18 protein-coding genes are annotated in these 23,866 nt (G+C 62.0%); 2 read left to right on the forward strand and 16 right to left on the reverse strand.

Going from position 1 to position 23,866, the window contains the following annotated elements:
- The 14 genes from BHU62_RS16915 to purL form a co-directional block, all read right to left on the reverse strand.
- The coding region (locus tag BHU62_RS16915; RefSeq protein WP_139282293.1) for an NAD(P)-binding protein at nt 1-477 on the reverse strand (477 nt) is incomplete at its 3' end.
- A 138-nt stretch (nt 478-615) separates the two neighbouring features.
- Nucleotides 616-2,040: an aminobutyraldehyde dehydrogenase gene (gene patD / locus BHU62_RS16920; RefSeq protein WP_073533042.1), complete on the reverse strand. Its 1,425-nt coding sequence runs from the start codon at nt 2,038-2,040 to the stop codon at nt 616-618.
- A 35-nt stretch (nt 2,041-2,075) separates the two neighbouring features.
- A complete protein-coding gene (locus BHU62_RS16925; protein ID WP_073533043.1) occupies nt 2,076-2,882 on the reverse strand; it encodes an ABC transporter permease in 807 nt (268 codons plus the stop codon).
- Nucleotides 2,872-3,816 carry an ABC transporter permease gene (locus BHU62_RS16930; protein WP_073533044.1) on the reverse strand — a complete coding sequence of 315 codons (945 nt, stop codon included), beginning with the start codon at nt 3,814-3,816 and terminating at the stop codon, nt 2,872-2,874. Before BHU62_RS16930 ends, BHU62_RS16925 begins: the two co-directional genes overlap by 11 nt.
- 1 nt (nt 3,817) lies before the next feature.
- Nucleotides 3,818-4,846 (reverse strand): ABC transporter ATP-binding protein, encoded by a 1,029-nt coding sequence (locus BHU62_RS16935; protein ID WP_073533045.1) that lies wholly within the window; start codon nt 4,844-4,846, stop codon nt 3,818-3,820.
- Between the two features lie 53 nt (nt 4,847-4,899).
- On the reverse strand, nt 4,900-6,054 hold the full coding sequence (gene ydcS / locus BHU62_RS16940) for a putative ABC transporter substrate-binding protein YdcS (RefSeq protein ID WP_073533046.1): 1,155 nt from the start codon (nt 6,052-6,054) through the stop codon (nt 4,900-4,902).
- A 73-nt stretch (nt 6,055-6,127) separates the two neighbouring features.
- Nucleotides 6,128-7,591: a gamma-aminobutyraldehyde dehydrogenase gene (locus BHU62_RS16945; protein WP_073533047.1), complete on the reverse strand. Its 1,464-nt coding sequence runs from the start codon at nt 7,589-7,591 to the stop codon at nt 6,128-6,130.
- Nucleotides 7,592-7,706: 115 nt separating this feature from the next.
- Nucleotides 7,707-8,630 carry a LysR substrate-binding domain-containing protein gene (locus BHU62_RS16950; RefSeq protein WP_073533048.1) on the reverse strand — a complete coding sequence of 308 codons (924 nt, stop codon included), beginning with the start codon at nt 8,628-8,630 and terminating at the stop codon, nt 7,707-7,709.
- 475 nt (nt 8,631-9,105) lie between these two features.
- Entirely contained in the window at nt 9,106-9,444 is a 339-nt protein-coding gene (gene glnB / locus BHU62_RS16955) for a nitrogen regulatory protein P-II (protein ID WP_004847623.1), read from the reverse strand.
- A 158-nt stretch (nt 9,445-9,602) separates the two neighbouring features.
- Nucleotides 9,603-11,225, reverse strand: coding sequence for an NAD+ synthase (locus tag BHU62_RS16965; protein ID WP_073533050.1), 1,623 nt, complete (start codon nt 11,223-11,225; stop codon nt 9,603-9,605).
- Nucleotides 11,226-11,354: 129 nt separating this feature from the next.
- Nucleotides 11,355-12,692, reverse strand: coding sequence for a two-component system response regulator GlrR (glrR, locus tag BHU62_RS16970; protein ID WP_073533051.1), 1,338 nt, complete (start codon nt 12,690-12,692; stop codon nt 11,355-11,357).
- Nucleotides 12,689-13,561, reverse strand: coding sequence for a two-component system QseEF-associated lipoprotein QseG (qseG, locus tag BHU62_RS16975; RefSeq protein WP_073533052.1), 873 nt, complete (start codon nt 13,559-13,561; stop codon nt 12,689-12,691). Before qseG ends, glrR begins: the two co-directional genes overlap by 4 nt.
- 3 nt (nt 13,562-13,564) lie before the next feature.
- Complete coding sequence (locus BHU62_RS16980) at nt 13,565-15,001, reverse strand: sensor histidine kinase (protein WP_073533053.1); 1,437 nt, start codon at nt 14,999-15,001, stop codon at nt 13,565-13,567.
- Nucleotides 15,002-15,858: 857 nt separating this feature from the next.
- Nucleotides 15,859-19,752 carry a phosphoribosylformylglycinamidine synthase gene (purL, locus tag BHU62_RS16985; protein ID WP_171971332.1) on the reverse strand — a complete coding sequence of 1,298 codons (3,894 nt, stop codon included), beginning with the start codon at nt 19,750-19,752 and terminating at the stop codon, nt 15,859-15,861.
- Between the two features lie 275 nt (nt 19,753-20,027).
- On the opposite strand from purL, the gene mltF reads away from it, so the two are divergent.
- The gene (gene mltF, locus BHU62_RS16990) at nt 20,028-21,488 is read left to right on the forward strand and encodes a membrane-bound lytic murein transglycosylase MltF (RefSeq protein ID WP_073533054.1); all 1,461 of its coding nucleotides are present in this window, start codon (nt 20,028-20,030) and stop codon (nt 21,486-21,488) included.
- Here the strand turns inward: mltF and tadA are convergent, their stop codons facing one another.
- Entirely contained in the window at nt 21,489-21,995 is a 507-nt protein-coding gene (gene tadA, locus BHU62_RS16995; RefSeq protein WP_015378796.1) for a tRNA adenosine(34) deaminase TadA, read from the reverse strand.
- 117 nt (nt 21,996-22,112) lie between these two features.
- Between tadA and BHU62_RS17000 the strand changes: the two genes are divergently transcribed.
- The gene (locus BHU62_RS17000) at nt 22,113-23,165 is read left to right on the forward strand and encodes a DUF2157 domain-containing protein (RefSeq protein WP_073533055.1); all 1,053 of its coding nucleotides are present in this window, start codon (nt 22,113-22,115) and stop codon (nt 23,163-23,165) included.
- Nucleotides 23,166-23,209: 44 nt separating this feature from the next.
- On the opposite strand, the gene yfhb is transcribed toward BHU62_RS17000, so the two are convergent.
- Entirely contained in the window at nt 23,210-23,866 is a 657-nt protein-coding gene (gene yfhb, locus BHU62_RS17005) for a phosphatidylglycerophosphatase C (RefSeq protein ID WP_073533056.1), read from the reverse strand.

The raw sequence follows: 23,866 nt of genomic DNA on the forward strand, positions 1-23,866 counted from the left end.
GCCGAGCTTGCGCAGCAGCCCCATCGCCACCGGGCTGAAGTTGGAACGCGGCGACTGCAGCGATTCGCTGCCGCCGTAGCCGAGCAGCATGCCGTCGTCGCTGCTGAACTCGTTGCGCTTGGCGTGGCCGCCGAAGTCGTCGTGGTTATCGATCAGCAAAATGCGCTGCTGTTCGCCCTTCAGCTGCTGCCAGAAACAGGCGGCCGCCAGCCCGCTGATGCCGGCGCCCACCACCACCAGATCGAATTCTTCAACGGCGGGCACGCTGGCGAAATCAAAGGTTTTGCCGTCACGCCCCAACTGGTGCGCATGCTCGAACGAGCCCGGATGGTTGCCCCGCAGCCCGGTCAGCGCCGGCGGGTAGTACAGGGTTTGATTGGCGGTTTGCGGCGACGCGCGCAGGATCTGCAGCGGCGTCAACCCGGCGGCGATAGTGATCGCCACCCCGTTGAGAAAATCGCGTCGGGTGATACCCATATAGGCTTCCTTTCAGTTTTCCCCGTCGCCTTGCAAGCTACAGCGTTGTAGCCTGAAATTCATAGGGGAATATTATTATCATCGACCGGCCGAAGCCGGCCCAAAGGCCGCGCTATTGTGCGGATAATTATTGTAAAATCAATGTTTGAACATCACATGACGAATCGTCGTGTAATCCTCCAGCCCATACATCGACATATCCTTGCCGTACCCCGACAGTTTCTGGCCGCCGTGCGGCATTTCGCTCACCAGCATAAAGTGGGTGTTCACCCAGGTGCAGCCGTATTGCAGGCGGGCGCTTAAGCGATGCGCGCGGCCCACGTCGCGGGTCCATAATGACGACGCCAGCCCGTAGTTGGATGCGTTCGCCCAGGCCAGCACCTGTTCTTCGTCGTCGAACGGCGTCACCGTCACCACCGGGCCGAACACTTCGCGCTGCACGATTTCATCCTCCTGACGCGCACCGGCCAGCAGCGTCGGCTGGAAGTAGTAACCCGGCCCCTTCACCTTCTCGCCGCCGGCCACCACCTGCACGTGCGGCAGCGCTTTGGCCCGCTCGACGAAACCGGCGACCCGTTCCAGATGCTGGGCGGTAATCAATGGCCCCAGCTCGGTGCTCTCGTCGTCCGGCGCGCCGATCTTCAGGCTGGCCACCGCCTCGCCCAGCCGCTTCACCAGTTCGGGATAAATGCTTTTCTGCGCGTAGATGCGGCAGGCGGCAGTGCAATCCTGCCCGGCGTTGTAGAAGCCGAAGCTGCGAATGCCGTCCACCACCTGCTGCAAATCGGCGTCGTCGAACACCAGCACCGGCGCCTTGCCCCCCAGTTCCATATGGGTACGCTTAATGCCCGCGGCGGTGTGGGCGATGATGTGTTCACCGGTGGCGATAGAGCCGGTCAGCGACACCATGCGTACCTTGTCATGCCCGGTCAACCGATCGCCGACGCCGGCGCCGCGGCCGAACAGCACGTTGAGCACGCCTGGCGGGAACAGCCCGGCGGCCAGTTCAGCCAGTTTGAAGGTGGTCAGCGGCGTCTGCTCCGAAGGCTTGATCACCACGCAGTTGCCCGCCGCCAGCGCCGGCGCCAGTTTCCAGGCCGCCATCATCAGCGGGTAGTTCCACGGGGCAATAGAGGCCACCACGCCGAGCGGATCGCGGCGGATCATCGAAGTGTGCCCGGCCAGGTACTCGCCGGCCGCCATACCGTTCAGACAGCGGCTGGCGCCGGCGAAGAAGCGAAACACGTCGGCCACCGCCGGCAGTTCGTCGTTCAACACGCAGTGATAAGGCTTGCCGCAGTTGAGCGACTCCAGCCTGGCGAAGGTCTCGGCATGCTCGTCGATCAGATCCGCCAGCTTCAGCAAATGCTCGGCGCGCTCTTTCGGCGTGGTTTGGCCCCAGGTGGCGAATGCGGCGTCCGCAGCCAGCACCGCGCGATCGACCTGCTCCGGGCTGGCTTCCGCCACCTGCGCGATCACTTCGCCGGTCGCCGGGTTATACACCGGCTGGGTCGCGCCCTGGCCATTTACCAGTTGGCCGTCAATCAACAGTTGGCTTTGCATCGGGTTATCCTTTTATCAGAGGTCGGGTAAGGAAATTATTTGCCGCTGCCGGCGACGCTTTCCCCACCTTTAGTCAGGTAGTAAGCGCCGAGGATCGGCAGCATGGTCAACAGCATCACCGACAGCGCCACCACGTTGGTGATCGGCACGTCGCGCGGGCGACCGAGCTGGTTCAGCAGCCACAGCGGCAGCGTGCGCTCGTGGCCGGCGGTAAAGGTAGTGACGATGATTTCATCGAATGACAGCGCAAACGCCAGCATGCCGCCGGCCAGCAGCGCCGAGCCGAGGTTCGGCAAGATCACATAGCGGAAGGTTTGCCACCCGTCGGCGCCGAGATCCATCGACGCTTCGATCAGGCTGTACGAGGTGCGACGGAACCGGGCGATGACGTTGTTGAACACAATCACCACGCAGAACGTCGCATGGCCGACGACAATGGTCAGGATACCCGGCTCGATGTTCAGCGCCTTGAACGCCGCCAGCAGCGCCAGACCGGTGACGATGCCCGGCAGCGCGATCGGCAGCAGCAACAGCAGCGAAATACTGTCTTTGCCGAAGAAATCGCGCCGATACAGCGCCGCCGCCGCCAGCGTGCCGAGCACCAGCGCGATGGCGGTCGCCAGGCAGGCGACCTGCGCCGACAGCAGCACCGCGTCGATGATGTCCTGCCGCCCGGCGGCGACGTTGAACCAATGCAGCGTAAACCCCTTCGGCGGGAAGCTGAAGGCCGCGTCCTCGGTGTTGAAGGCGTAGATGGCGATGATCGCCAACGGGAAATGCAGGAAGATCAGTCCGCCCCAGGCGGCCAGCTTCAGCCCTAAGGGCGCGCGTTCAGAGTGCATCGAAAGCCCCCAGACGTTTGACGATGGAAAGGTAGATGGCGATCAGGACGATCGGCACCAGCGTAAAGGCCGCGGCCATCGGCATATTGCCGATTGCGCCCTGCTGGGCGTACACCATGCTGCCGATGAAATAGCCCGGCGGCCCCACCAGCTGCGGCACGATGAAATCGCCCAGCGTCAGCGAGAAGGTGAAGATCGACCCGGCGGCGATGCCCGGCACCGCCAGCGGCAAAATGACATGGCGGAAGGTCTGCGCCGGCCGGGCGCCCAGATCCGCCGAGGCATGCAGCAGCGAAGGCGGCAGACGCTCCAGCGCCGCCTGGATCGGCAGGATCATGAACGGCAACCAGATATAGACGAACACCAGAAAACGCCCCAGCCCCGAGGTTGACAGCGTGTTGCCGCCGACGCCGGGCACCGTCAGCAATGAAGCCAACAGCGGCTCCAGCCCTAGGTGCTGCAGGAACCACTGCGCCACGCCGTCTTTCGCCAGCAGCAAGGTCCAGGCGTAGGCCTTGACGATATAGCTGGCCCACATCGGCATCATCACCGCGATGTAAAAGAACGCTTTGACGCGGCCGCTGGTATAGCGCGCCATGTAATAGGCGATCGGGAACGCCAACGCCGCGCTGGCCAGCGACACCAGCACCGCCATCGTCAGCGTGCGCAGGATGATGTCGTAGTTGGCCGGGTTGAACAGCGCCGCGAGGTTGGCGAAGGTCAGATCCGGCGTTACCGCCATGGTGAAATCGTCGAAGGTGTAAAACCCTTGCCACAACAGCGTCAGCAGAGAACCGAGGTAGACCGCGCCGAACCACAGCAGCGGCGGCACCAGCAATAGCAACAGGTACAGCGTCGGCCGGCGGTAGAGCCAGGTCGACAGCGCGCGCACTTTACCGCCGCGCGCCGAGGGGGAGTCGATGCTCATGTCCATCTCACCTCTCCTCCAGCAGCGGCACCATCGCCGCACGCGGCCAGCAGGCGACGATCGGCTGGCCGATCTGCCGCTGTTGCCCTTCGGCGATCCACTGCGGATTGGCCTGGCTGACCAGCAGCTTTTCGCCGCCGTTCAGCGCGATTTCATACCGCGTGGCCGCGCCCTGGTAATGGATTTCCTGCAGCGTGCCCTGCACCTGGATCTCGTCCTGCACCGCGCCGCCGTGTTCCAGCAGGCGGATATGCTCCGGCCGGATCGAGAAGGTCCGGCTTTCACCGAGCAGCCGCTGCGCCAGCTCGCTGCGCACCACGTTGGAGGTACCGACGAACTCGGCGACGAACGGCGTCTTCGGCCGCATGTAAAGCTCGCGCGGCGTATCCACCTGTTCGATGCGACCGTTGTTGAACACCGCCACCCGATCGGACATCGACAGCGCTTCGCTTTGATCGTGGGTGACAAAGATAAAGGTAATGCCCAGCTGGCGCTGCAGCTTCTTCAGCTCGCCCTGCATCTGCTCACGCAGCTTGAGATCCAGCGCGCCGAGCGGTTCGTCCAGCAACAGCACCCGCGGCCGATTGACCAGCGCGCGCGCCAACGCCACGCGCTGACGCTGGCCGCCCGAGAGGTGTGCGGGCTTGCGTTCGGCGACGAAACCGAGCGCCACGCTCTCCAGCGCCTCTTGCGCCCGCGCCAGCCGCTCGCGTTTGGCGACGCCCTTCACCATCAGGCCGTAGGCGACGTTTTCCAGCACCGACATGTGCGGGAACAGCGCATAATCCTGAAACACGGTGTTCACGTCGCGCTGATACGGCGGCAGGTTGGCGGCTTCCTGGCCGTGAATGCGAATCGAGCCGGAGGTAAGTTGTTCAAAGCCGGCGATCAGGCGCAGGCAGGTGGTTTTGCCCGAGCCGGACGGCCCGAGCATGGAGAAAAATTCCCCATCCTGAATGTCGATGGATACCCGATCCACGGCGCGAACATCGCCGAAAGTCCGCGAAACATCGATGAATTGCACGGCAATGGTCATTTTCTGTGCTCCATACTGATGTAATTCGGGCGCAGCGGGCTGCGCCCCGCGGCTTAGCGGCCGCCCATGATGGCGATGTAATCCTGGGTCCAGCGGCTGTACGGCACGAACTTGCCGCCCTGCGCCTGTGGCGTTTTCCAGAAGGCGATTTTGTCGAACTGGTTGAAACCGTTGGTTTCGCAGCCCTTCTCACCCAGCAGCGTGCTAGCCTTGCAGCCCGCCGGCGAAGCCGGTACCGAACCGAACCAAGCCGCCACGTCGCCCTGCACCTTCGGCTCCAGCGACCAGTTCATCCACTGATAGGCGCAGCTCGGGTGTTTGGCGTCGGCATGCAGCATGGTGGTGTCCGCCCAACCGGTCACGCCTTCTTTCGGGAATACGGTGGCGATCGGCTGGCCCTCGCCCTTCAGGGCGTTGGCCTGATACGGCCAGGCGCTGGAAGCCACCACGCCTTCGTTTTTAAAGTCGCTCATCTGCACCGATGTGTCGTGCCAATAGCGGTGGATCAGCGCGTGCTGGCTGCGCAGCAGTTTCAGCGCCGCCTGATACTGCTCTTCGTTGAGCTGATAAGGATCGCTGATGCCGAGCTGCGGCTGGGTGGCCTTCAGGAACAGCGCTGCGTCGGCGATGTAGATCGGGCCGTCGTAAGCCTGCACCCGGCCCTGGTTGCTCTTGCCGTCCGACAGGTTCTGCTGCTGGAAGATCACCGCCCAACTGTCCGGCGGCGTCGGGAAGGTTTTGGTGTTATACATCAGCAGGTTCGGCCCCCACTGATACGGCGTGCCGTAGGTTTTGCCGTCCACGGTGTACCAGGCGCCGTTCAGCAAACGCGGATCGACATTCTTCCAGTTCGGGATCAGCGCGGTATTGATTGGCTGTACCCGCTTGCCGAAGATCAAACGCAGCGAGGCGTCGCCGGAGGCGGTCACCAGATCGTAGCCACCCTTGGCCATCAGGCTGACCATTTCATCGGAGGTGGCGGCGGTCTTCACGTTCACCGCGCAGCCGGTTTGCTTTTCAAACTGGGTGACCCAGTCGTAGTTTTTATCGGACTGGCCGCGTTCGATGTAGCCAGGCCAGGCGATGATGTCCAACCGGCCTTCGCCTTTGCCCAGCGACTGCGGCAGATCGGCCGCCTGGGCCAGGCCGCACAGCACGGCGAGACAGAGCGCGGAGACGGTCGTGGTGACTGCGGTAGTTTTTCTCATCGTAATTACCCCTGTGTTGCTTATCGGTGTACGGCAGGGAACGGCTGCCGCCTGATTTTTCTTTATAGAACCGCTAGAAGCTGGCTTTGAACTTCGCCATAACGTGCCTGACAACGCTGTAATCCTGCAGCGAATCGCTGGACAGATCCTTGCCGTAGCCGGAGCGCTTCAGGCCGCCGTGTGGCATCTCGCTCGCCAAGGTGAAATGGGTGTTGATCCAGGTGCTGCCGTACTGCAGATGGGCGGCGATGTGCAGCGCCCGGTCGATATTTTGCGTCCACACCGACGAAGCCAGGCCGTATTCCGAGTCGTTGGCCCACTCGACCGCCTGCTCCAAGTGCTCGAAGCGCGTGACGCTGACCACTGGGCCAAACACCTCGCGCTGAACGATTTCGTCGCTTTGCAGGCAGCCCGCCAGCAGGGTCGGCTGGTAGTAGAACCCCGGCCCGGAGTGGGCCGCGGCGCCGGTGATCAATTCGATATGCGGTTGGCTGAGCGCCCGTTCGACAAAGCTGGCGACGCGATCGCGCTGGCGGGCGCTTATCAGCGGGCCGATCTCGTTGTCCTGGTCGCGCTTGCGGGCGAAGCGCAGGCTGGCGACCGCCTCGCCCAGCGCGTCCACCAGTTTGGGATAGATGCCCGCCTGCGCGTAGATGCGGCAGGCGGCGGTGCAGTCCTGGCCGGCGTTGTAATAGCCGTAGGTGCGAATGCCGTTGACCACTTCGTCGAGATCGGCGTCGTCGCAGACGATCACCGGCGCCTTCCCCCCCAGCTCCAGGTGGGTGCGTTTGACGCTTTTGGCCGCCGCCTGCAGGATTTTTTGCCCGGTCACGATATCGCCGGTGACCGACACCAGCCGCACCTGCGGGTGGCCCACCAGCTGGCTGCCGACCCCTTCGCCGCCGCCGTAGACGATATTCAGCACGCCCGGCGGCAGGATCTCCTGCAGCGCCGGCACCAGCGCCAGAATGGTCAGCGGCGTATGTTCGGACGGTTTGAACACCACGGTATTGCCCGCCGCCAGCGCCGGCGCGATCTTCCACGCCGCCATCATCAGCGGATAATTCCAGGGGGCGATCGAGGCGACCACGCCGATCGGATCGCGGCGGATCATCGAGGTGTGGCCCGGTACATACTCGCCGGCCAGCTGCCCTTGCTGAGTGCGCACCGCGCCGGCGAAGAAGCGGAACACGTCGACCGCCGCCGGCAGATCGTCATTGAGCGCCTGATGCAGCGGTTTGCCGCAGTTGAGGGCTTCCAGCTGCGCCAGCTGCGGCGCCTGCCGCTCGATGGCATCGGCGATGCGCAGCAACAGGGCAGCGCGCTGAGCCGGCGTAGTGCGTGACCAGTGGCCGAACGCCTGCTGCGCGGCCTTCACCGCGCTGCCGACCTGCGCCGAAGAGGCTTCGGTAAGGGCGATCAGCGTCTCGCCGTTGGCCGGATTGACGATGCACTCCTGCTGGCCTTCGCCGTCGACAAGCTGACCGTTAATGAACTGCTGACAGGACAAACCTGAGAGAACCTGCACATCTGCCATCGCCTGACGCCCCTAAGTGACAAAAACGTTAACCAAATGTGAATAAGTTAGTTTTAATCAGCCTAAGCGAGCCTCTGGCGGGCAACAAATTCTAAATACTGAACGCCGCGTTCGATTAAATCGAATGCTTAAGCCCGGCGGCGTATTTACTGCCGTTCTCGCGCGCGATGGTGAGGAACGGCGTCACCAGCTCCGGCCGCGCGCTGCCGCGCCGCCATGCCAGCCCGATATCCAGCGGCTCCAGCAGATCGTCCAGCTTGCGCGCTTCGATCATGTTGCCCTCCAGCGACCAGGCACGGTACGCCATGTCCGGCTGGATGGAGACCCCCATTCCCGCCGCCACCAGGCTGCGCACCGCTTCGGTCGAGGCGGTCTTCATGGCGATCTCCGGCTTCAGCCCGGCGCGCGACCAGATACGCCGCGCGTGCACGTCCATTTCATCGGCGTTGAGCTGGATCAGCGGCTGTTTGGCCACGTCCGCCAGGCTGATGCTTTCGTGCTCCAGCAGCGGATGCAGCGGCGGCAGCCACAGGCGATACGGCGAGTGCATCAGCACCTCGGTCTGCAGCGCGTCGCGGTCTTCGATGTTCGACAGGATCAGCACGCCGATGTCGATCTCGCCGCTGACCAGCAGGTGCTCGATATACGGGCGCTCGTCTTCGACCACCTGCACGGTGACGTTGGGATAGGCCGATTTAAAGCGCGTGAGCAGCTCCACCAGGAAGTAGCCGGCCACCAGGCTGGTGACGCCGATGGTCAGCTTACCGGTCAGGCTTTCGGTGCCGATCTGCAGGCTGCGCTTGGCGTTGTCCACCGTCGCCAGGATCAGATACGACTGGCGCAGGAACTGATGCCCCTGATGGGTCAGCGTCATGCCCTTGGCGTGGCGATCGAACAGCCGCACGCCGATCTCGGTTTCCAACTGCTGGATCGCCAGCGTCAGCGAAGACTGGGAGACAAACACCGCCTGGGCACCGGCGGAGATCGACCCGGTTTCAGCCACCGCGATGAAGTGGCGGATTTGGCGTAACGTCATCATCCCCATCGCCTTTCAAGCCGCTGCGTTGTTGTCTGCGTTCTATTACGTGGCCCATCCGTAGGCCACGCCCTAACGGGCCGCTGCAAGCAGCGTTCAAATCTGCTCCCGGCAGATTTGTCCCCCCAGTCACTTACTTGAGTAAGCTCCTGGGGATGCACGCCCTTACCGCCTAGCCGCAACTTGAAATTCATTGGGGATCACCTCAATCAAGATAGTTAGATTGATTGTAGATCCCGCGAGAAAAGCGATCGGGAAAAGTGTCAAAAACGCGATAGCGTTCGCTTTTTTAGAATGCTAGTGATGAAAATGACCAGAATTATGGAGAGGTCGGGAGATGTTCACGGAGATTGAAGGCGTAGCGAGCGCCGGCCAGATTGGGCACGGCCAGCGCGCAGGGCCCGGAGCGTACACGGAGTACGTGAGGAGGCCGAGCACTGCCCAGGCTCAAGCTGGCGGTGCTCGGTAGACGATCACATTAAATCGCTTCTTCGTCCTGCTCGCCGGTACGGATGCGTACCACGCGCGCCACGTCGAAGACGAAGATTTTGCCGTCGCCGATCTTGCCGGTCTGCGCGGTCTGCATGATGGTTTCCACGCAGGTGTCGACGATGTCGTCGGCCACCACGATCTCGATCTTCACCTTAGGCAGAAAATCGACCATGTACTCGGCGCCGCGGTACAGCTCGGTGTGGCCCTTCTGGCGGCCGAAGCCTTTCACTTCGGTGACCGTCATGCCGGTGATGCCCACTTCGGCCAGCGCTTCGCGGACGTCATCCAGTTTGAACGGCTTGATAATAGCGTCGATCTTTTTCATCTTCTTTCCTCGCGCCTACCCACTAGGCTATTTTTCTGGTCATCTTGCGCCTGGGCAGCGCTCGGGCTCCTCACGTACTCCGTGTACGCTCCGGGCCCTGCGCGCTGTCCGTGCCCAAACTGACGGCGACAATGACGCCTATTGAATAGGCGTTTCAATTACCAATTTTTGCGGCCAAAACCGGATGTGATGGGATAGCGGCGGTCTTTGCCGAAGTTACGGGCGGTAATACGCGGCCCGACGGCGGCCTGACGCCGCTTGTATTCGTTGATGTCCACCAGGCGGATCACCTTGCGCACGATCGCTTCGTCGAACCCTTCGGCCACCAGATCGGCGACCGACTTGTCGCGCTCAACGTAACCTTCCAGGATCGCGTCCAGGATATCGTACGGCGGCAGGCTGTCCTGATCGACCTGATCCGGCGCCAGTTCGGCGGACGGCGGACGATCGATCACCCGCTGCGGGATCACGTAGGAGACGGTGTTACGGTATTCGGACAGCTTGAACACCAGCGTTTTCGGCACGTCTTTCAGCACGTCGAAGCCGCCGGCCATATCGCCGTACAGCGTGGCGTAACCCACCGCCATTTCGCTCTTGTTGCCGGTGGTCAGCACGATACTGCGGCGTTTGTTGGACAGCGCCATCAGCATCACCCCGCGGCAGCGCGCCTGCAGGTTTTCTTCGGTGGTATCGCGTTCGGTGCCGGCGAACATCGGCGACAGCTGGCCCATAAAGGCGTCGAACATCGGCTCGATGGAGACGATATCGAACTCCACGCCGAGGATTTCCGCCTCTTCCTTGGCGTCGGCGATACTGATATCCGCGGTATAGCGGAACGGCATCATCAGCGCCTGCACCTTGTCTTTGCCCAACGCATCCACGGCAATCGCCAGCGTCAGCGCCGAGTCGATACCGCCGGACAGCCCCAGCACCGCGCCTTTAAAGCCGTTTTTGGTCACGTAGTCGCGCACCGCCAGCACCAGCGCCTGGTACACCTGCGCCAGCTGCGACAGCTCAGCGGCCGGATCGGCCATCGGCGCCACGTTCAGTTCATTGAATTCCACCCGCGTGACCTGCTCAGCGAAGGCCGCCAGACGGTGGGTCATGGCGCCGGCGGCGTCGAAGACCTTGGAGCAACCGTCGAAGATCAGCTCATCTTGGCCGCCGATCTGGTTAAGGTACACCAGCGGCAGTTGGGTGCGCTGGCAGTGGCCGGCCATCAGCGTTTTGCGGATATACGGCTTTTCACGGTTATACGGCGAGGCGTTGATCGACAGGATGATCTCCGCGCCGGCCGCCTTGGCGGCGTCGATCGGTTCCGGGAACCACAGATCTTCGCAAATCAGCAGGCCCAAACGGTAGCCTTTCAGCTCCACCACACAGGTGTCGCTGCCGGCGTGGAAATAGCGCTTCTCATCGAACACGCCGTAGTTCGGCAACTGTTGCTTGAAGTAGCGGGTCAGCAGGCGGCCTTCGGAGAACAGCGACAGTGCGTTGTACAGCTTGTCGCCTTCGCGCCACGGGTGGCCGACCAGGATCGCCGTTTCGGTGGAGGCCTGTTGCAGACGCAGCAGCTGCGCGTCGCAGCGCTGGTAGAAGTCATTGCGATACAGCAGGTCTTCCGGCGGATAGCCGGACAGCGCCAGTTCGGTGAACATGACCAGATCGGCTCCCGCCTTCTGCTGCTCCTGCACAATTTGCAACATGCGTTCGGTGTTGCCTTCAATGTCGCCGACCAGCAGGTTCAACTGGGCCAGGGCGATGGAAAGTGATCTGCTCATTGTTTACGATCCCGCTTAATACGTTCCATAGTGCTTTACGCCGGGGCGCGCCGCGGCGAAGAGAACGGAGTGTAAATCATTCCGCCGGATTTGTTGAGAACCTGCGTGGCAGGCACCGGCGGGAAACTGTCATTCTTTAAAATCGTTGGCGTCCAGCTCGTGGCGCGACAGCAATTTGTAAAACTCGGTGCGGTTGCGGCCCGCCATGCGTGCGGCCTGGGTCACGTTACCCTTGGTGATCTGCAGCAGCTTGCGCAGATAGTGCAATTCGAACTGGTTGCGCGCTTCGGCGAAGGTCGGCAGCGCGGTGTTTTCCCCTTCCAGCGCCTGCTCCACCAGCGCTTCGCTAATCACCGGCGCCGAGGTCAGCGCCACGCACTGCTCGATGACGTTGACCAGCTGGCGCACGTTGCCCGGCCAACTGGCAGTCATCAACCGCTTCATGGCGTCGGTCGAGAAACTGCGCACGAACGGTTTATGCCGCTGAGCCGCTTCGCGCAACAGATGATTAGCCAGCAGCGGGATATCTTCGGCACGTTCGTTGAGCGCCGGGATCTTCAGGTTCACCACATTGAGGCGGTAGTAGAGATCTTCACGGAACTCGTTCTTCGCCATCGCCTTCTGCAGATCGCGGTGGGTGGCGGAGAGGATGCGCACGTCGATGTCCAGATCGCGGTTGCTGCCCAGCGGGCGCACCTTGCGCTCCTGCAGCACGCGCAACAGCTTCACCTGCAGCGACAGCGGCATATCGCCGATCTCGTCGAGGAACAGCGTGCCGCCCGCCGCCGCCTGGAACAGCCCTTCACGGCTGCTGACCGCGCCGGTGAAAGCGCCTTTGGCGTGGCCGAACAGTTCGGACTCCAACAGCTGCTCCGGCAGCGCGCCGCAGTTGATGGCGATGAACGCCTTGCCGGCGCGCGGGCTGGCGGCGTGGATCGCCTGCGCCAACACCTCTTTACCGGTGCCGCTCTGGCCGTTAATCAGCACGCTGACGTCGGACTGCGCCACCATTTTCACCTGTTCGAGCAGGCGCAACATCAACGGGCTGCGGGTAACGATATCTTCCCGCCAGGCGTCGTCGCCGGCCGGCGACGACAGCGACAGCGCTTCATCGATGGCCTTGTACAGCGCATCGCGATCCACCGGCTTGGTAAGGAAGCTGAACACCCCCTGCTGGGTGGCGGCCACCGCATCGGGAATTGAACCGTGGGCGGTGAGAATGATCACCGGCATGCCCGGTTGATGCTTCTGGATCTCGGCGAACAGCGCCATGCCGTCCATCTCATCCATGCGCAAGTCGCTGATCACCAGATCGATCTGTTCGCGCGCCAACAGGCGCAGCGCTTCTTGGCCACTTTCGGCGGTGGTGACGTGGAACCCTTCGCTGGTCAAACGCATGCCTAACAGCTTCAGCAGGCTGGGATCGTCGTCAACCAAGAGCAGGTTGGCCGGTTTGCGTGCGGTCATTGCGCGTGGGACTCCTTATTGGCAGGGTGCGGCGTATAGGTGTCTTCCGGTTCAACCGGCAGCGCAGTGCCCTTTTCCGGTTCATCCTCAGACTCTGCGCCCTTGGCGGCCGTACCGCTTTTACCACCAGCCTCGCTTTTTAGCTGGCCTGCGCTGTTTTCCGGGATCTCCCCTTGCAGCTGCTTGCGCGAAGAGAGCTGACGCTCGATATCGGTCAGGTTCTCCAGCTTGCGCGAGGTGTCCTGCAACTGCGATTGCAGACGCGCCTGGTTCTGGCGCAGCGAATCGATCTGGCTGTCGCTGCTCTCCTGCAGATGCTGGTAGCGCGCTTTTTCATCGAACAAGGTGATCTGCAGCGTCTGCTGCTGACGCCACAGCTGCATCAGCGGGCGCAGCGAACCGGGAACTTCCATCCGATAGCTGTTGATCCGATCGATCATCTGGCGGCGTTCACCCGACGTCGGTTGCGCGCTGCCCAGCAGAATGCTTTGTTTGAAAATGCCGGACCAGCTGTCTCCCGGCACGGTTTGCGCCAGCGCGCGCGCCTGGGTCGAGCCGATACGATCGGCGCAGTCCATCGCGCGCAGCCAGTAGAGTGAGTTATCCAGCGCGTCCTTGTCGTCCAATTGCCACAGGGTATCGCAAGCCGCGGTGCGGTAATCGATCACCTTGGTATCCGGGATCGCTTCTTGCCGCTGGGGGCTCAACCCGCCGCTGACGGCGCGATCGACACAGCCCGCCAGCAACAGCGGCATAAACAAAACGGCGCCCAACCAGCGGGTCGGGCGTTTGCCGAGCGGCGCTCTGTGCGTGGCACGCGGTGAACGTTCGGTCTGTGAGAGACGAAGGCGTTTAGACCATGTGTACATTATTTATTCATTCTCGGCGGTTAACGGCAGTTCAATGCGGAAGCAAACGTCTGCACCGGCGACCGTCGCCAGTTGCAGCTCACCGCGCATGCGGCGGATACAGTCCTGAGCGATGCTCAACCCCAGTCCGCTTCCTTTTACCGCCCCTTTTCGCTGGTGACTACCCTGGAAAAAAGGCTCGAAAATCATGGCTCTTTCAGCCTCGGGGATCGGCGTGCCGGTATTGGCGACGTCGATTTGCACCCGTTGTCCAACCTGACGGCTGCGGATCCAAATGTTACCGGATTCCTTGCCGTAGTGCACCGCATTGGAGTAGAGATTATCCAGTACGCGCATTAATAGCGTAGGCTCTGCCCAGCAGATTTCCGCCTCCAGCGAAATTTCGGTGGCGATCATTTTCGCCCGCGCCGGCAAACTGTGCGCGGCGACTACCAGATCGACCATCTCGCGCAGCTCGACGTTCTCGTGTTCCGCCGGGCCATCGGCCAGTTTGCGGTTGTAATCCAGCAACTGTTCAATCAACTGCTGCAGATGGCGGCTACTGTTGTCGAGGATCGCCACCACCTCTTTCTGATCGGAAGTGAGCGGCCCCGCCACCTCGTCGGCCAGCAGTTCGGTGCCTTCGCGCATGCTGGCCAGCGGCGTTTTCAACTCGTGCGAGATATGGCGCAAGAACTCGTGGCGCTGCGACTCCAGCCACGCCAGCCGTTCACTCAGCCAGATGATGCGCTGCGCCAGCGAACGCAGCTCGCGCGGCCCCTTGAACGACGCAGTGCTGCCCAGCGCGCGCCCTTCTCCCAGGCGGTTGATCATCCGCTCCACGGCCTTGACCGGCCCGATGATCATGCGGGTAAACAGCACCACCAGCAGCACGCTGACCAGGAACAGCAGCAGCGCCTGCCAGCCGAAGAACTGGCCGCGTTCGGCGATGGCCTGTTGCAACTGTTGACCGCGCGAGAACACCACCGCGCGCGTGGCCTGCACCATTTCGGCATTGGATCGCGAGAACGACTCGAGTAAGGCGGAAGCGTCTTTGTCCGGCCCGCTGTTTTGGCATTTGATCGCCGCCAGCTGAGTCAGCAGCTGACGCAGCGTTTGGTAGTAGCGCTCATCCGGCAGAATCGGCGCGTGGGCGTCCAGCATCTGCGAATACTGCTTGCGCTGGTTTTGGTACAGCTTCTGCAGCGTGGGATCGACCAGCACGCAATATTGACGATAGCTACGCTCCATCTCCAGCGCCACGCTGGTCATCGCCTCGCTGCGCCGCGCATCCGCCAACGTGGTACGGTTGATGTCCGCCGCCTGCGCGCTGAGGTGATCCAGGCTCTGGTACGCCTGGTAGGCCAGCACCAGCAGCGGCAACAGCACCAACAGGAACGCCAGCAGCACCAGTTGCCGCAGCGAACGTGGGAACAAACGCCATTTTTTCAACGAAATCATCTCACTCTCTCAGTGTCTGTCACGATGCTAACTGACTCGCCGGAAAGAGAAAAGCCCAGCAAGGGAGAATCCTGGAACTGCGCGCACAGGCCCGGCCTGCCGACGGCATGCGGCATCAGAAAAAGAGATCGGAACGAAGGTAAAAATCTTTGGATGGCGTCTGCATTCGAGGGCATAGGCAACGAAACAGGGATAAGCGCAGCGTTGAGAATTGACGCCGGGGCAAGAAGTTTGCCCCGCCGCAAGGAAAGTGTGGATGCCCTTGAATCTCGTCCCCGGGGTGATGTAGCGCAGCGGCTGGCATCGAACAGGACGAATAGCATCCGTAAGTATCCTGGATTGATGAACCCTTCATCACAGTTGGATACAGGCGGTGCCTCACTCCACGTGTCGCCCGATGCTTGATAAAGCCGCTTGCGCAGTCTGTTATCGGTTTGGTTGGACGATAGGCACCATTTCTTTGGCATCATTCGGAGGCTTATGAGGCGATTTGCCGTCTAATTACGGCGCCGTCATAAAAAGTTGAATGAGCAGCCGCCGAGAATAATGCACGTTGCGTGCCAACTTTGCAATAAAAATCACAACGCAATGATTTTATTTAAAAATAAAACAAAAATCATAATCTCACTCCCTCATTGCGCGCCGGTTGGCGATGAAAAAAACACCACCCTGTCGCCAAACACAGACAACTAAAGCCAAACTCGCTTACCACCAATAAAATCAATAAATTAAATGTCGCCATTTGGCGACACGGAAAATAGCCCTTGTCGCAAAAAGCAGACACTACCGCCCAACGGCGAACATCGGCCACAAAAAAGGGCGCAATTGCTTGCGCCCTCTGTACGGTGGAGGCCATTTTAGCCCAGTTGTTTACGGGCGTTGCGGAACATGCGCATCCACGGGCTGTCCTCGCCCCACTCTTCCGGGTGCCAGGAGTTGCTGACGGTGCGGAACACGCGTTCCGGGTGCGGCATCATCACCGTGGCACGCCCGCTGGCGCTGGTCACGGCGGTAATGCCGTTCGGCGAACCGTTCGGGTTGGCCGGGTAAGCTTCCGTCACCTGACCGGCGTTATTGACGAAACGCAGTGCCACCAGGCCGTGGCTTTCCAGCGCCGCCAGATGTGCCGCATCGCGCACTTCGACAAGCCCTTCACCGTGGGAAACGGCAATCGGCATACGCGAGCCGGTCATACCCTGCAGGAACAGCGACGGGCTGGCCGCCACTTCCACCAGGCTGAAGCGCGCCTCGAAACGATCCGACAGGTTGCGCACGAAGCGCGGCCAGTGTTCGGCCCCCGGGATCAGCTCGCGCAGGTTCGACATCATCTGGCAGCCGTTGCACACGCCCAACGCCAGCGTCTGCGGACGGTGGAAGAACGCTTCGAACTCATCGCGCACCCGCTCGTTGAACAGGATAGACTTCGCCCAGCCTTCGCCGGCGCCCAGCACATCGCCGTAAGAGAAACCGCCGCAGGCCACCAGCGTGTGGAAATCCTGCAGATCGCGGCGCCCCGCCAGCAGATCGCTCATGTGCACGTCCACCGCGTCAAAGCCGGCACGGTGGAACGCCGCTGCCATTTCAACGTGGGAGTTCACCCCCTGCTCGCGCAGCACCGCCACTTTCGGGCGAGCGCCCTTGGCGATGTACGGCGCAGCGATGTCTTCCTGCGGCGCAAAGCTCAGCTTCACGTTCAGGCCGGGATCTTGTTCGTCCTGCTTGGCATGATGTTCCTGATCGGCGCACGCCGGGTTGTCGCGCAGACGCTGCATCTGCCAAGTGGTTTCCGCCCACCAGGTGCGCAGCGTATTGCGGCTTTCGCTGTACAGCGCCTTGCCGTGTTGGTTGATGACGAAACGATCGCCGGCCTGCGCGCTGCCGATGTGATGCACGTTGTCGGTCAGACCATGCTGAGCGAACGCCTGCTTCACGTCGTCGAGACGTTCGGCGCTCACCTGGATCACCGCACCCAACTCTTCGTTGAACAGCACCGCCAGCGCATCGTCGCCGAGGCCGTCGAGATTAACTTCCACGCCGCAGTGACCGGCGAAGGCCATCTCCGCCAGCGTCACCAGCAGGCCACCGTCGGCGCGGTCGTGATAAGCCAGCAGCGCGCGATCGGCCACCAGCTGCTGCATGGCGTTGAAGAAGCCCGCCAGCTGCGCGACGTTGCGCACGTCGGCCGGCTTGTCGCCCAGTTGGCGATAAACCTGCGCCAGCGCGGTGGCGCCCAGGGCGTTATGGCCATTGCCGAGATCGATCAACAGCAGCGCACTGTCGCCTTTATCGGTACGCAGCTGTGGCGTCATGGTGTGGCGCACATCTTCCACGCGGGCGAAGGCGGTGATGACCAGCGACAGCGGCGACGTCATCTCACGCTGTTCGTTACCTTCCTGCCAGCGGGTTTTCATCGACATGGAGTCTTTGCCCACCGGAATGGTGATACCCAGCGCCGGGCACAGCTCTTCACCCACCGCTTTCACCGCTTCGTACAGGCCGGCATCTTCACCCGGGTGGCCGGCGGCGGCCATCCAGTTGGCGGACAGCTTCACGCGTTTCAGGCTGCCGATTTCCGTGGCGGCCAGGTTGGTCAGCGCTTCCCCGACCGCCAGGCGACCGGAGGCGGCAAAGTCCAGCAGCGCCACCGGCGCACGTTCGCCGATCGACATCGCTTCGCCGTAATAGCTGTCCAGGCTGGCGGTGGTGACCGCACAGTCGGCCACCGGGATCTGCCACGGGCCGACCATCTGGTCGCGCGCCACCATACCGGTAACGGTACGGTCGCCGATGGTGATCAGGAAGGTTTTCTCCGCGACGGCCGGCAGATGCAGCACGCGTTTCACCGCGTCGGCCAGCGTGATGTTCTCGCGCTGCACCGCCTGGCCGCGCGCCTGCAGACGGGTAACGTCACGGGTCATCTTCGGCGTCTTGCCGAGCAGCACGTCCAGCGGCATGTCGATCGGTTGGTTGTCGAAGTGACGGTCGGAAAGCAGAAGGTGCTGTTCTTCGGTCGCTTCGCCGATCACCGCGTAAGGTGCGCGCTCGCGGCGGCAGATCTCGTCGAACTGCGCCATCTGCGCCGGGGCGATCGCCATCACGTAACGTTCCTGCGATTCGTTGCACCACACTTCCAGCGGGCTCATGCCCGGTTCGTCGTTGAGGATGTCGCGCAGTTCGAAACGGCCGCCGCGGCCACCGTCGCTCACCAGCTCCGGCATGGCGTTGGACAAGCCGCCGGCGCCGACGTCATGAATAAACAGAATTGGGTTCTGGTCGCCCAGCTGCCAGCAGCGGTCGATCACTTCCTGACAGCGGCGCTCCATTTCCGGGTTGTCGCGCTGCACCGAAGCGAAGTCCAGATCGGCGTCGGACTGGCCGGAAGCCATCGATGACGCCGCGCCGCCGCCCAGGCCGATATTCATCGCCGGGCCGCCCAGCACCACCAGCTTGGCGCCGACGGTGATTTCCCCTTTCTGCACGTGATCGGCACGGATGTTGCCGATGCCGCCCGCCAGCATGATCGGTTTATGGTAGCCGCGCAGCTCGACGCCGTTATGGCTGTTGACGCGCTCTTCATAGGTACGGAAGTAGCCCAGCAGCGCCGGACGACCGAATTCGTTGTTGAACGCCGCGCCGCCCAGCGGGCCTTCGGTCATGATATCCAGCGCGGTGACGATGCGTTCCGGCTTGCCGAAATCCTGCTCCCACGGCTGTTCAAAGCCGGGAATGCGCAGGTTGGACACCGAGAAGCCCACCAGACCGGCCTTCGGCTTGGCGCCGCGGCCGGTGGCGCCCTCGTCGCGGATCTCGCCGCCGGAGCCGGTCGCGGCGCCCGGCCACGGCGAGATCGCCGTCGGGTGGTTGTGAGTTTCCACCTTCATCAGGATGTGCGCTTCTTCCTGATGGTAATCGTACTTGCCGTTCTCCGGCGCGGCGAAGAAGCGGCCGACCTGCGAGCCTTCCATCACCGCGGCGTTGTCTTTATAAGCCGACAGCACATAGTCCGGCGTCTGCTCATAGGTGTTCTTGATCATTTTGAACAGCGATTTAGGCTGCTGTTCGCCGTCGATGATCCAATCGGCGTTGAAAATCTTGTGGCGGCAGTGCTCGGAGTTGGCCTGCGCGAACATATAGAGTTCGATATCCGTCGGGTTGCGCCCCAAACCGGTAAAGGCATTCAGCAGGTAGTCGATCTCGTCTTGCGCCAGCGCCAGGCCGAGCCGGACGTTGGCCTGCTCCAGCGCGGTACGCCCTGCGCCCAGCACGTCGACCGACTGATACGGCGCCGGCTGATGGTGCGCGAACAGCTGTTCGGCCTGTTGCAGCTCGCTGAAGACGGTTTCCATCATGCGATCGTGCAACAGCGCGGCGAGCTGGCGCCATTGAGCTTCCGTCAGCTCAGGTGCCTTGACGTAGAACGCCAGGCCGCGCTCCAGGCGCACCACCTGTTGCAAACCGCAGTTGTGGGCGATGTCGGTGGCTTTGGAAGACCAGGGAGAAATGGTGCCCGGACGCGGCGTTACCAGCAGCAGCCGGCCTTCGGGGGCGTGTTCGGCGAGAGAAGGACCGTACTTGAGCAGCCGCTGAAGTTTGGCGTGTTCTTCGGCACTTAGCGGTGCGCTAACATCGGCAAAGTGGACGTACTCGGCGTAGATATCACTGACGGGCAGGTGGGCTTCCTGGCAACGGGACAGCAGTTTGGTAATGCGAAAAGCCGATAAAGCGGGCGAACCACGCAGAATTTCCATAATCAAAGTTCTCTCGTCTTCGAAGCGACGGATAAGACGCTTCATTGGGCGCAACAGGGGAAAACGCGCGTCATTATAGAGAATCCTCGCCGCCGACGAAACCGTTTGCGTAGGGATTATTGATAAAAGCGTGCCGCACCGTCGAATTGTCATAACGTGTCAATAAAGTTGCACACTGGCGTTTTGTTGCGCAAAATGCCCCCCGCACTGGTGATTTAACCATGAGAAAAGTCGCGGTTGTCATCGCCGGTGTACCTGTGCCACCACTGGATAACTATTTGAAACGTCTTAAAATAAACTACATCCTCATCGGCGTTGTCACCCTGCTTCTGGCTCTCGCTCTGTGGCCCAATATCACCTGGCGCAGCGGCCAGGGCGGGCAACTCCAGGAGATCATTTCCCGCGGCGAGTTGCGTATCAGCACGCTGAATTCACCGCTGACCTATTTCAACACCAAGCAAGGGCCGGGTGGGCTCGACTACGAACTGGCGAAACGCTTCGCCAACTACCTCGGGGTGAAGCTGGTGGTGATCCCCCATAAGAACATCAATGATCTGTTCGACGATCTGGACGACGACGACGCCGACCTGCTGGCAGCCGGCCTGATCTACAACCAGGAGCGCCTCAGCCGTGCGCGCACCGGCCCGGCCTACTATTCCGTTTCCCAACAGCTGGTGTACCGGCTGGGCACCCCGCGGCCGAAAAGCTTCGCCGACATTAAAGGCAAGCTGGCGGTTGCCTCCGGTTCCGCGCACGTCAGCACGCTAAAGCAGCTCAAACAGGATAAATACCCGGATCTCGCCTGGGAGTCTTCGAGCGATCTCACCTCCAAAGAGCTGTTGGAACGGGTTGCTGACGGCAAGCTGGACTACACCCTCGGCGATTCGGTGACCATCGCGTTGCTGCAGCGCATCCATCCACAGCTGGCAGTGGCGTTCGACGTCACCGATGAAGAGCCGGTCACCTGGTATATGAAACGCGACGGCGACGACAGCCTGTACGCGGCGATGCTGGATTTCTACAGCCAGATGGTGGATGACGGCACCCTGGCGCGGCTGGAAGAGAAGTACCTCGGCCACGTCGGCAGCTTCGACTATGTGGATACCAAAACCTTCCTGTCGGCCATCGACTCGGTGCTGCCCAACTTCCGGCCGCTGTTCGAGAAGCACGCCAACGAAATCGACTGGAAGCTGCTGGCGGCCATCGCCTATCAGGAATCGCACTGGAACCCGCAGGCCACCTCGCCCACCGGCGTGCGCGGCCTGATGATGCTGACCCGCGCCACCGCCGACGGTTTGGGCGTCAACGACCGTCTCGATCCAGAAGAGAGTATTCAGGGCGGCGCGCTCTATCTGCAGCGACTGATGGCCAAGGTGCCGGACAGCGTGCCGGAAGACGAGCGCATCTGGTTCTCGCTGGCGGCCTACAACATGGGCTGGGGCCACATGCTGGACGCGCGTAAGCTGACCAAAACGCAGAAAGGCAATCCGGACAGCTGGGTCGACGTTAAACAGCGCCTGCCGATGCTGAGCCAAAAGCGCTACTACCCGCAGTTGACCTACGGCTATGCGCGCGGGCGCGAAGCCTACAACTATGTGGAAAACATCCGCCGCTACCAGGTGAGCCTGGTGGGCTATCTGCAGGAAAAAGAGAGAAAGGCGGCGCAAGCGGCCGCCGAGCAGGAGGCATTGGGGAAAGGCTATCCGACGGTGATGCCGGAACTGGCGCTCAACTACTGATTATTCCGGTTTATCCGCCGCCCGCTGCGCCAGCCTGAGCGCTTTTTTCTGTTCACGGCGCAGGCGGAAGAAATTGCTCAGGGTGGCGGCGCATTCGTCCGCCAGCACGCCTGACACGATCTCCACCTGATGATTCATGCCCGGATGGCGCAGAATGTCTACCAGCGAACCGGCCGCGCCGGTTTTCTCGTCGGCGGCACCATACACCAGCCGGCGGATGCGGCTGTGCACCATCGCGCCGGCGCACATCACGCAGGGCTCCAGCGTGACGTACAGCGTGGCGTTCAGCAGGCGATAATTTTGCAGTACCGCGCCACCCTGGCGCAGTGCCATGATCTCGGCGTGCGCGGTGGGATCGTGCCGGCCGATCGGCCGGTTCCAGCCTTCGCCGATCACCTGATTGTCCAGTACCAGCAGCGCACCCACCGGCACTTCACCTTCTTCCTGCGCGCGCAGGGCCAGCTGCAATGCCTGACGCATCCAGTATTCATCGTTATATTCAGTCATCGCATAATTCCTCGTGCGCTTTTGCGGCGGGCATTATACACACTAGCCCCCCTTTGTCGTAGCCGCCCGGCAATGGCTATACTGGCCGAATAAGCGTGTGATTCAGGGACAAGAGGCATGAAACTCAGTAAAAAGAACGCCGTCGTGGTACGCAAAGCGCTGGACGGCTGGGTCAGCGAAGGCGCGTTGACCCCCGAACAACGGCTGCAACTGCTGCAGCATGTGGATGTGCAGCCTTTCGACTGGCGGCGGCTGGCGCGCTATGCGTTTCTCGCCGCCCTGGCCTCGTTGCTGATCGCCGTCACCAGCCTGTTCGCCGACAGCGAACTGCTTGCCTGGCTCAGCGGGCTGTTCCGCTTCGACGCACCGGTACGCATGGCAATCGCCGGCGTACTCGCGGCGCTGGCCTACGTCTGGGCATTGCGCCGCCGCCGGCGGCACCCGGAAAAACGTTACGGCAACGAGGCAGCGCTGTTTGTCGCCGTGTTGCTTACCGCCTGCGCCTTATGGCAGCTGGGCGTTTGGCTGGATAACGGCAGCGGCCGGGTTTCCGTGTTGCTGCTGTTCGCCGCGCTGCTGTACGGCGCGATCGGCTGGTTCAGCCGTTCCGGGCTGGTGTGGTGGTTCGCCCTGCTGTCGCTCGGCAACGCCTTTGGCGCCGAGACCGGTTACCTGTCCGGCTGGGGCGCCTACTGGCTCGGCATGAGCTACCCGATTCGCTTTATCGCCTTCGGCGCGGTGCTGATCGCCGCCGCGCTGCTGCTGCGGCCGCTGTTGGCGCAACGCGGCCTGCTGCGGGTATCGCTGGCGATGGGCCTGCTGTACCTGTTCATCGCCCTGTGGCTGCTGTCGATCTTCGGCAACTACGGCGATCTCGACAGTTGGTATCGCGCACGCCAGATCGAGCTGTTCCACTGGAGCCTGCTGTTCGGGCTGGCCGCCTTCGCCGCCATCTGGCTGGGGTTGAAGCATGACGATGCCATGCTGCGCGGTTTCGGGCTGACCTTCCTCGGCATCAACCTGTATACCCGTCTGTTCGAGTTTTTCTGGGACAGCATGCCGAAGGCGGTTTTCTTTGTGCTGCTCGGCCTGAGCCTGTGGGTGCTGGGGCATTATGCGGAGAAAATCTGGCAACTGGGGCGCAAGCCGCACGACGTGACCGACGACTGATCGCAGCGCCAATAATGCGCAAGGGCGGATAATCCGCCCTTTTCTTATTCCAGCTGTTGCAGCTCACCCTGCTTGCTTACCCGCCAACGATGCTCGCAAAAAAACAGCAACGGATTATCCTGCTTACTGTCGCTGTAACCGCTGTATAGCTTCAGCGGCGCGCCGAGCCGTTGCTCCAGCTGCGCCACTTTTTGCACGCCCAGGCAGCGCAAGGTCAAGACCCAACCGCCGCAACGGCGCGTGATGCGGCTGCCGATCAACTGCACCCGCGGTAGAAACGCCGAATCGCGATACACCTGCGCCACCAGCTGTTCCGGCGAGCCGGTAATCAGCCATACCTCGGCATCGTGCTCTTCCAAATACTGCCGCAGCCGCATTTGCACCACCGGAAACGCGGTGACCTTCTGGCGGAAGTCTTCGATAAACTGCCGCTCCAGCACCTTCAGCTTCGCTTCGGAACGCCCGAAGGTGATGGCCCACAGCAGCAGGCTCATCGGCCAACGCGCGGCGCGCCCCATCAGCAGCAGCGCCAAGCCGATCGGCAGCAGCAGCGGTATCACCAGCAACAGGTTCAGCGGCAAACGGCGCAGCAGAAAACGCAAGAAACTGCCGAACATATCCTCCTGATGCAGGGTGCCGTCCAGATCGAAAAAGACCACGCGGCGCCCCTCTGCGGCCGGTTGTTGCTGCTTGTCGCTCAA

Source organism: Serratia marcescens (assembly GCF_001902635.1).
Classification (GTDB): domain Bacteria; phylum Pseudomonadota; class Gammaproteobacteria; order Enterobacterales; family Enterobacteriaceae; genus Serratia; species Serratia marcescens_F.